The 9,697-nt window shown below is 63.1% G+C and carries 9 protein-coding genes; 8 read left to right on the plus strand and 1 reads right to left on the minus strand.

Going from position 1 to position 9,697, the window contains the following annotated elements; all coding sequences use genetic code 11:
* Positions 1 to 131 precede the first annotated feature (131 nt).
* The 8 genes from VF643_RS01125 (at position 132) to VF643_RS01160 (ending at position 8,204) form a co-directional block, all read left to right on the plus strand.
* A complete protein-coding gene (locus tag VF643_RS01125; RefSeq protein WP_331041518.1) occupies positions 132 to 947 on the plus strand; it encodes a sterol desaturase family protein in 816 nt (271 codons plus the stop codon).
* Positions 928 to 1,302: a DUF2141 domain-containing protein gene (locus VF643_RS01130; RefSeq protein WP_331041519.1), complete on the plus strand. Its 375-nt coding sequence runs from the start codon at positions 928 to 930 to the stop codon at positions 1,300 to 1,302. The genes VF643_RS01125 and VF643_RS01130 overlap by 20 nt, the downstream gene beginning before the upstream one ends.
* An 89-nt stretch (positions 1,303 to 1,391) precedes the next feature.
* Positions 1,392 to 2,270, plus strand: a complete 879-nt coding sequence (locus VF643_RS01135) for a MipA/OmpV family protein (RefSeq protein ID WP_331041520.1) — start codon at positions 1,392 to 1,394, stop codon at positions 2,268 to 2,270.
* Between the two features lie 514 nt (positions 2,271 to 2,784).
* Positions 2,785 to 3,843, plus strand: a complete 1,059-nt coding sequence (locus VF643_RS01140) for a ferritin-like domain-containing protein (protein WP_331041521.1) — start codon at positions 2,785 to 2,787, stop codon at positions 3,841 to 3,843.
* 40 nt (positions 3,844 to 3,883) lie between these two features.
* On the plus strand, positions 3,884 to 4,945 hold the full coding sequence (locus VF643_RS01145; protein WP_331041522.1) for a ferritin-like domain-containing protein: 1,062 nt from the start codon (positions 3,884 to 3,886) through the stop codon (positions 4,943 to 4,945).
* A 261-nt stretch (positions 4,946 to 5,206) separates the two neighbouring features.
* Positions 5,207 to 7,123 (plus strand): phosphomethylpyrimidine synthase ThiC, encoded by a 1,917-nt coding sequence (gene thiC / locus VF643_RS01150; protein ID WP_331041523.1) that lies wholly within the window; start codon positions 5,207 to 5,209, stop codon positions 7,121 to 7,123.
* Between the two features lie 48 nt (positions 7,124 to 7,171).
* Positions 7,172 to 7,726, plus strand: coding sequence for a ParA family protein (locus tag VF643_RS01155; RefSeq protein ID WP_331041524.1), 555 nt, complete (start codon positions 7,172 to 7,174; stop codon positions 7,724 to 7,726).
* A gap of 58 nt (positions 7,727 to 7,784) precedes the next feature.
* A complete protein-coding gene (locus VF643_RS01160; protein WP_331041525.1) occupies positions 7,785 to 8,204 on the plus strand; it encodes a hypothetical protein in 420 nt (139 codons plus the stop codon).
* A 36-nt stretch (positions 8,205 to 8,240) separates the two neighbouring features.
* Here the strand turns inward: VF643_RS01160 and VF643_RS01165 are convergent, their stop codons facing one another.
* Positions 8,241 to 9,065 carry an IS5 family transposase gene (locus VF643_RS01165; RefSeq protein ID WP_331041527.1) on the minus strand — a complete coding sequence of 275 codons (825 nt, stop codon included), beginning with the start codon at positions 9,063 to 9,065 and terminating at the stop codon, positions 8,241 to 8,243.
* Positions 9,066 to 9,697 lie beyond the last annotated feature (632 nt).

The raw sequence follows: 9,697 nt of genomic DNA on the forward strand, positions 1-9,697 counted from the left end.
GGGGTTTTCCGCAAGCGAACCGCGCTTGGCAAATCCCCCTCCAATATTCTGGGCATGATCCCCCTCCCCGTGAACCAGGAGGATCGACCCGCCCGCTTCCCGCCCCCCTCGACATCGGCTAAGCCGCCGCCATGCTCCTCGCCGTCGCCCTTTCCGCGCTCGCGATGACCCTCATCGTCGGCGTCCGTTATCTGCTGACCTCGGGGGCGTTCGCCTTCGCCACCCGGCTGCGCCATCCCCGCCTCTACGCCGGGCTGGAGCCGCAGGTCCGTCGGGAGATCGCGTGGAGCCTGGCGTCGGCCGCGATCTACGGCGCGCCCGCGGGCGTCATCGCCTGGGGCTGGCAGAACCGCGGCTGGACGCGGATCTACGCCGATGTCGACGTCATGCCGCTGTGGTATCTGCCCCTGTCAGTGCTCGCCTATCTGATCGCGCACGACGCCTGGTTCTACTGGACCCATCGCTGGATGCACCGCCCGGCGCCCTTTCGCCTGGCGCATGCGGTCCACCACGCCAGCCGGCCGCCGACCGCCTGGGCCGCAATGGCCTTCCACCCGATAGAGGCGCTGAGCGGGGCTGTGGCAATTCCGCTACTGGTCTTCGTGATTCCGATCCACGTCGGCGCATTGGGCGTGGTGCTTGGCGTCATGACGGTTATGGGGGTGACCAATCACATGGGTTGGGAAATCTTTCCTCGCTGGATGTGGTCGGGGCGGCTCGGGGGATGGCTCATCACCGCCAGCCATCACCAGCGGCATCACGCGCAATATGGGTGCAATTATGGCCTCTACTTCCGTTTCTGGGACAGGCTGTGCGGCACCGATCGCGGCCTCGGCGACTTCGCGCGCGACCACGCCCATGCCGCCCGCCGGGCGCAGGCGCATGGCGATATTCGCGCTGGCGGCGGCGATCCCGCTGATGGGGGCGATGCCCGTCGCGCGGCTTGACGTCGCCATCGACCATCTGCGCTCCGCCGACGGCGTCGTGCGGCTGTGCCTGACTGCCGACCCCGCGAACTTCCCGGCCTGCGTCGACGATGCCCGCGCCTTGACCCGTTCGGTGCCGGCAAGCGTCCATATCGTGCATTTCGACGGCCTGCCGACGGGGAAGTATGCGCTCGCCGTCATCCATGACGCCAATGGCAATGCAAGGCTCGACACGCTCGCCGGCATCCCGCGCGAAGGGTTCGGCTTCTCGCGCAATCCGCCGATCGGGTTCGGCGCGCCGCGCTTCGCCGCCGCCCGTTTTGCGTTATCCGGTAGTGCAGAACGGCAACAGGTGCGGATGCGTTACATCTTCTGATCCGCCGCGCGGGAGCCATTGCCGCAGCGCAGCGTTACGCCAGTGTAATATTTCAGCACGCCTTCTGCACGCCTTCGGAGCATCCCCCCTTGCGCAACGCCTTCCTCCTCGCCGCCGCGACTCTCGCGCTCGCGCTTCCGACTGTGGCGCATGCACAGGACAATGCTCCCCGGTCCGGCCCCGTCGATCCCAATCCCGAACTCGCCATTCCCGGCGACCGGGTGACCATCGGCGTCGGTGCGGCGTCGATCCCCGATTACGAGGGCGCGGATCAGAATCAGATCATTCCGGGCGCTGTCGCGATCGGCACGCTCGGCGGCTATGACTTCTTCACCCGCGGCACCCAGCTCTACGTCGATCTGGTCAAGGATCCGGCGGGACCGGGCACCAAGTTCGAATTCGGTCCGATCGTCGCCGCGCGTTTCCAGCGCAACAGCGCCAAGGGGATCAAGAACGATCAGGTCCGCGCCCTCGGTGCGATCGACGCCGCCTATGAAGTCGGCGCCTCGATCGGTATCGCGCGCACCGGCGTCATCACCAGCGATTTCGACACGCTCACCGCGCGCGTCGGCTTCGTCCACGACGTGTCGGGATCGCACGGCAGCTATGTCGTCACGCCGCAGATCAACTATTCGACGCCTCTGTCCTATGCGACCCTGGTTGGGATCGGCGCGTCCGCGGATTACGTCGGCAAGGGGTTCGGGCGGACCTATTTCGGCGTCACGCCGTCGGGCATGCTGGCATCGGGATTGCGCAGCTATGACGTCCGCGACAGCGGGTTCAAGAATATCGACTTCTCGGCCTTCGTCCTGCAAAGCCTGAGCGGCGACCTGCGTCGCGGCTTGGCGGTCGGCGGCGGCCTGCTCCACAGCCGCCTGCTCGGCGATTACAAGAACAGCCCGCTGGTCCGCGACGTGGGCGACAAGTCCACGTGGTACGGGGCGGTGGGCCTGGCCTACACCTTCTGACGGTTCGCGTCGGCTACGTACTGAACGGCTGGCGTCGGACGCGCACCACCCCGGCGCAGGCCGGGCTCGATCATGCCTCTGCACGTCGGATTAGAGTCGTTTGCGACCAAGTTGATACGCGATAGCCCCTCCCCTTCAGGAGTGCCGGGTGAACCGCGCCCCGCGCGGTTCAGGTCAGGCCGGGGGCCTGACCGACCCGGCACTGGGTTGGGGTGGGGGGCTTCGGCAGGCTGTATCGCTCGTGGATAGCCCCCACCCCCAGCCCAGTGCGGGGTGAAATTGCCCCCGGCAATTTCGGGTTGTGCTGGGAGCACAAACGACCCCGCACTCCTGAAGGGGAGGGGAGAGCGAACCTGGTCGCGAACGACTCTAGATATAACCCCCCGTCCGCATCCGCGGCGCTACGTCGCCACCAACGCTCCGGATGCACGAAAGAATTAAAATATACTCGTCGGAACAACCATCCGCGCCGTCTATTGCTGTTCCAGAGCACAATAGAAGGAAGAGGGCGGTCATGTCGGACACCGAACAACTTATCGAGGCATTGGACTCGCGCGTAAGGCGGCGCGAGGAGCGACGCGCCTTCTTCAAGGTGGCGCTGGGCGCAGCCGCCGTCGGTGCGGGCGCCTTCGCCTTCGCCACGCCCGCCGCGGCACAGACGGTGACCGACACCGACATCCTGAACTTCGCGCTGAACCTCGAATATCTCGAAGCGCAATTCTATTCCTATGCCGCTTTCGGCACCGGGCTGAATGCCAGTCTGCTGGGCGGCGTGACGACGACGGGCGCGCAGGGGTCGGTCTCGACCAGCGGCAGCAATCCGCCACGTCAGGTCGATTTTTCGGGCGATCCGCTGATCGGCCAATATGCCCGCGAGATCGCGGCGGACGAGATCGCGCACGTCGCGTTCCTGCGCACCGCGCTGACCGCTACCGCTGCCGTCGCGCAGCCTGCGATCAACATCTCGGGTGACGCGGCCAGCGCGTTCACCGCCGCCGGGCGTGCGTCCGGCGTGGTGACCCCGACGGGTCCGAACGGCGCGTTCACCGACGCCGACATCTTCGATCCCTATGCCTCGCCCAACAACTTCCTGCTGGCATCCTTCATCTTCGAGGACGTCGGTGTCACCGCCTACAAGGGTTCGGCGGCGCTGCTCACCAGCAAGGTGTTCCTCGAAGCGGCAGCAGGCATCCTCGCGGTCGAGGCATATCACGCCGCGATCGTGCGCACCGCGCTCTATGCGCGCGGCATCAATGCTCCGGCATTGATCGACGCGACCGAGAAGATCTCGAACGCCCGCGACACGCTGGACGGTGCCCCCGCGGTCGATCTGGTCCGCGGCGTCGGACCCGACGACGATCAGGGGATCGCCCCGATGACGATCAGCGGCCCCTTGCTGCCTGCGAGCGGCATCGGCTCGAACATCGCGCCGCTCAATGCGAACGGCCTGGCGTACAGCCGTACCGCGCAGCAGGTGCTCAACATCGTCTATCTCAACAGGGCGGCGGTCACGCTCGGCGGTTTCTTCCCCGCCGGTGTCAACGGCACCATCCGGACCAGCGCGGCGAACTAAGCCGCCGCTTTCCAGACCATTCCCGTGGAGGGGACTTCCCATGCGTGACGATAAATCCATTCTCGAAGTGCTCGACGCCGTATCCAAGCGGCAGTCGGAACGCCGCAGCTTCCTGCAATATGCAGGCGCCGCCACCGTCGCCGCCGGCGGCCTCTCGCTGCTCGCCGCCTGCGGTGACGATGGCGACGGCCAGGAACCGACGCCGACGCCGACCGCTGCACCCAGCCCGGCGGCGATCACCGACGTCGACATCTTCAACTTCGCGCTCCAGCTCGAATATCTTGAAGCGCAATATTATTCCTACGCCGTCTATGGCGTCGGTCTGAACGCGTCGCTGCTGGCGGGTACGGGCACCCAGGGTGCGGTCGTGACCGCGGGCACCGGCGCTGGTCAGCCTCGTGCGGTGAACTTCACCGGCGAGACGATCATCGGCCAATATGCGCGGGAGATCGCGGCGGACGAGATCGCGCACGTCGCGTTCATCCGCAACGTGCTGGGTGCGGCCGCGGCTGCGCAGCCCGCGATCAACATCTCGGGCGATGCCAATGGCGCGTTCAGCGCCGCGGCGCGGCTTGCGGGGATCGTTCCCGCCGGCGGCACCTTCGATCCTTATGCCTCCCCGGACAATTTCCTGCTCGGCGCGTTCATCTTCGAAGATGTCGGGGTCACTGCGTACAAGGGCGCATCGCCGCTGGTCAGCAACAAGACCTTCCTGGAGGCCGCAGCCGGCATCCTGGCGGCGGAGGCTTATCACGCCGGACTGGTCCGCACGATCCTCTACGCGCGCGGTCAGTCGGCCAGTTCGCTCATCACGATCGCGGGCCAGGTGTCCGACCTTCGCGATGCCGCCGACGGCGCCCCTGCCGAGGATCTCATCCGCGGTATCGGCCCGGACGCCGATCAGGGCATCGCCCCGATGAACAGCCCGGCCGGCATCGTCGCCAATCTGGTGCCGACCAATTCCAACGGCCTGGCCTTCAGCCGCTCGCCGGGTCAGGTGCTCAACATCGTCTATGGCAATGCCACCGCCGCATCGGTCTCGGCCGGCGCGTTCTTCCCCGCGGGCGTCAACGGCGCGCTCAGGGCATCTGCCGCCAAATAATCACCGCTCCCTCGGTGAAAGGGGCCGTGCGGGCGACCGCGCGGCCCTTTTTTCGTGCCACCTCTTTTCATTTGGTCGCGCGGCCCCGCGCGCCTATGCTCGGGCTATCCCCGGGGAAGCGCTGTCGGCGCTTGAGAGGCAGGCACGAGCCCGCGACCCGCCGAACCTGATCCGGCCCCTCGCATGAGGGCTCACCGGCGGAGGGAGGGAGCGGCTTTCACCCGAAATCCGCGCTCGCTCCGTGTCCTTTGGAGCGAAACGATGGCAGATTTCCCCGCGCGCACCGAAATCGGCGTCACCACCGGCCCGATCCGCGGCAGCCGCAAGATCCACGTCGGCCCGCTCAAGGTCGCGATGCGCGCGATCGACCTCGATCCGTCCTGCCCCGAACCGCCGCTCAACGTCTATGACACCAGCGGTCCCTATACCGATCCCGCGGTCCGCATCGACATCGGTGCCGGCCTGGCCCCCCTGCGCCGCCGGTGGATCGAGGCGCGCGGCGATGTCGAAAGCTACGCCCGCCGCGAACTGCGCCCCGAGGACAACGGCCAGCTCGGCCCCGATCGCTCCGGCGGCGTCCAGCCCTTCCCCAACGTGCCGCAACGTCCCTTACGCGCAAAGGCCGGGCAGAACGTCAGCCAGATGCACTATGCCCGCCGCGGCATCATCACGCCCGAGATGGAATATGTGGCGATCCGCGAGAATATCGGCCGCGACATGCTGCGCGACCATGTCCGCGACGGCGAGAGCTTCGGCGCCAGCATCCCCGACCACGTCACCCCCGAATTCGTCCGCGACGAGGTAGCGCGCGGTCGAGCGATCATCCCGTCGAACATCAATCACCCCGAATCCGAACCGATGGCGATCGGCCGCAATTTCCTGGTCAAGATCAACGCCAACATCGGCAACAGCGCCGTTGCCAGCAACGTCGCGGCCGAAGTGGACAAGCTCGTCTGGTCGATCCGCTGGGGCGCCGACACGGTCATGGACCTCAGCACCGGCCGCAACATCCACGACACCCGCGAATGGATCATCCGCAACTCGCCCGTCCCGATCGGCACCGTCCCCATCTATCAGGCGCTGGAAAAGGTCGGCGGCGTGGCCGAAGACCTCACCTGGGTAATCTTCCGCGACACGCTGATCGAACAGGCCGAACAGGGCGTCGATTATTTCACCATCCACGCCGGCGTCCGCCTGCCCTACATCCCGATGACCGCCAAGCGCGTCACCGGAATTGTCAGCCGCGGCGGCTCGATCATGGCCAAATGGTGCCTCAGCCACCACAAGGAATCGTTCCTCTACGAGCGCTTCGACGAGATCACCGAGATCATGAAGGCCTACGACATCGCCTATTCGCTCGGCGACGGCCTGCGCCCCGGCTCGATCGCCGACGCCAACGACGAAGCGCAATTCGCCGAACTCTATACGCTGGGCGAACTCACCCACCGCGCGTGGAAATCGGACGTCCAGGTGATGATCGAAGGCCCCGGCCATGTGCCGATGCACAAGATCAAGGAGAATATGGACAAGCAGCTCGAGGTCTGCGGCGAAGCCCCCTTCTACACGCTCGGCCCGCTCACCACCGACATCGCGCCGGGCTACGACCACATCACCAGCGGCATCGGCGCCGCGATGATCGGCTGGTACGGCACCGCGATGCTCTGCTACGTCACGCCCAAGGAGCACCTCGGCCTGCCCGATCGCGACGACGTGAAGGTCGGCGTCGTCACCTACAAACTCGCCGCCCACGCCGCCGACCTGGCCAAGGGCCACCCCGCCGCGAAACTGCGCGACGACGCACTCAGCCGCGCCCGCTTCGAATTCCGCTGGCGCGACCAGTTCAACCTGTCGCTCGACCCCGACACCGCCGAGCAATACCACGACCAGACCCTACCCGCCGAAGGCGCGAAAACCGCCCACTTCTGCTCGATGTGCGGCCCCAAATTCTGCTCGATGAAGATCACGCAGGAGGTCCGCGACTTCGCGGCAAAGCAGAACCAACCCGCCACCGCCTTCATCGCCGCCCAGTCCTCCCCGCTAAGCGGGGAGGGGGACCATTTGGCCCAGCCAAATGGTGGAGGGGCAGCCCCAAGCGAGACGGACGCGGAAGCCGGCATGGCCGAGATGAGCGAGCGGTTCCGCGAGCGGGGTGGGGAGGTTTACATTTCTACATCGTAGTTTGACATCGTCATGTAGATATTCTACATTCTTGCGTAGGGTTGGCGCATGAGTAGTTTAATGCAGGTTTTGGGCTTTTGGAACAACAAAGGGGGTACCGGTAAGACCAGTCTCTCTTTTCAGACGATATGTGCCTTTGCCTCACAAAATGCGCAGTCGCGTATCCTTGTAATTGATGTTTGCCCGCAAGCGAATCTGAGTGAGCTTCTTTTGGGTGGTCAAGAGCATGAAGGCGGCAAGAATCTTCTTGTTCTTCATGGAAACGCCGGCAGACAGTCAATCGGAGGATATTTTCAAACTAGACTGCCGAAGCCTTTCGATAACGCTGCAGTAGCTAGCTCTGGCTTTATATCGAAGCCCAGAGACTACAACAGCTATATACCCGATAATATATCGCTTCTTGCGGGAGATCCGCTGTTGGAGCTTCAGGCAAACGCGATATCTACGCTTGCAAATACCCAGATACCAGGAACTGACAGTTGGGTAGCGATCGTTTCTTGGATAAGGGATTTCATAGCTAGCGCGGATGGGGAGTACGACTATTGCTTCATCGACATGAACCCAAGTTTTTCGATGTACTCAGATCGCGCTCGCAGCATGTGAGCGCGTCGTTTTACCCGTTACGGCTGATGACTCTTCTCGCCGCGGAATACAGAACGCCATGAGCCTTATATTCGGTATTAAGCTTCCCTCCGAGATATATGCTCAACATAACTTTCATACTCGAATGACGGCTGGCAAGTTACCTTTACCAAAAGTACATTTGATAATCAAAAATAGACTTACTCAATATATCAAGGTTGCCAAAGGCTACGCGGCCGTCCTTGATGGTATATCAAGCGATGTAAAGTCTATACTAAACGATTACCCAGGATTTTTTACGTTCTGCTCGGTTAGCGACGGCATTGAAGAAATCAAAGACTTCCAGACATCCGGCGTAGTCGCCTTTGCACGTGGCACACCGTTTGTTTCGATGAATTCTGGGACTTTAAGTGTTGCTTCACAAAGAGTTAAGGTCAACAAAGAGCAGCTTGATGAGAACCGAAAGATAGTAAGCTCGTTGGCGAAAAGGCTATGGTAATTACTCAGAGTCTGAATCGTAAAGTTGATCGATAATTCAGTGCCTTGCAAGGCGTCGGGTGAGGAGGCGGATGTTGGCGACGAGGATCCATGCCTCTGCGGAAGCGATGGTGCGCTCGAAATCCTTGGCCAGTCGGCGGCATCGTCCGAGCCAGGCGAAGGTGCGTTCGACGACCCAGCGTCGCGGGATGACCTCGAAGCCCTTTGCCGCGTCGGACCGTTTGACGATCTGGATGGTGAAACGTCCGACCTTCTCCAGCGCGGCTTCCAGTTTCGGACCGGCATAGGCACCATCGGCGAAGACATGTCGCAGGCTTGGCCAGTGTCGCACGATGGTTGCCATTGCCAGCGGTGCACCGTCACGGTCCTGGAGGCTGGCGGCATGGACGACGAGGCCGACCATCAGGCCCAGCGTGTCGACGACGATGTGCCTTTTGCGCCCCATGACCTTCTTGCCGGCATCAAAACCCCTGGGGCCGCCTTCCTGCGTGGTTCTGACCGACTGGCTGTCGATGACACCGGCGCTTGGATCGGCCTTGCGTCCCTCCCGCTCTCGCGCCGCGCGCACCAGCATCTCGTTAATTTGGCGTAGCACGCCCTCGTCACGCCAGCGGTAGAAATACTTCTGCACCGTCGAGAACGGCGGGAAATCCTTCGGCAGCAGCCGCCACGCCCCACCCGACGAGGCAAGGTACAGAATCGCGTTGACGATCTCGCGCAGGTCCGCCCGGCGTGGACGCCCCCAGCGTCTCGGCGCCGGCATCATCGGCGCGATCAGCGACCATTCCTCATCCGTCAGATCGCTTGCGTAACGCGGACAACGACGCTCATATCGGCGACGAGTGGTTTCGGTCCAGGTCACAGGTGATCCTACATCGAACTTCAGCAATTCGACAGAATCACAACCCGCTGAAATCACTCACCTCTTTTTGGAACAGACACTTAGATATTTCTTCGGGTTTGGTCCCCCTCGGTCCCTGAGTTCCGCCATGAGTTCCTCATGCAGGGTGATTGTAAAAACCTTGAAGGGCACTGAGTGCAAGCAGAGCCCGGCAACCTGCGCTTTCATCCAAGGGGTCAATCTAGTCCATGCCGGAGCCTGCTCAGGAAGGTGATCTCGCAGCGGAAATCCTCTTCCACGGTAACGCTTATATAATGATGGACGATCCGCAGTGGGTGGCAGCCACGCCGGCTTGCTCATGTTCCGTCTAACCCTATCCTGCACATATTGCAGGATTTTCAGGTCACGCTCGATCGCCTCATTCGAAAGAAGGAGATCGATTGTCGCGTCGACTTTTTTTCTTGCGGTGGATCGCACGTTAGACATTCGGCCTGTTGGTTAATGTAGCAGTCAGAGGTGGCTCGGTTCATCTGCACAGCTCGGCGCGATTGCTAAGTGGAGCGTCCGCCGGTTTCATGCCGCTGCGAGAAGCGGCCGGTTGAAGTAGACGTGATCGGGTGTCCTGCGGTCAAGCGACGAGTGCGGGCGTCGGC

The organism is Sphingomonas sp., from assembly GCF_036387595.1.
In the GTDB taxonomy this organism is placed as follows: Bacteria; Pseudomonadota; Alphaproteobacteria; order Sphingomonadales; family Sphingomonadaceae; genus Sphingomonas.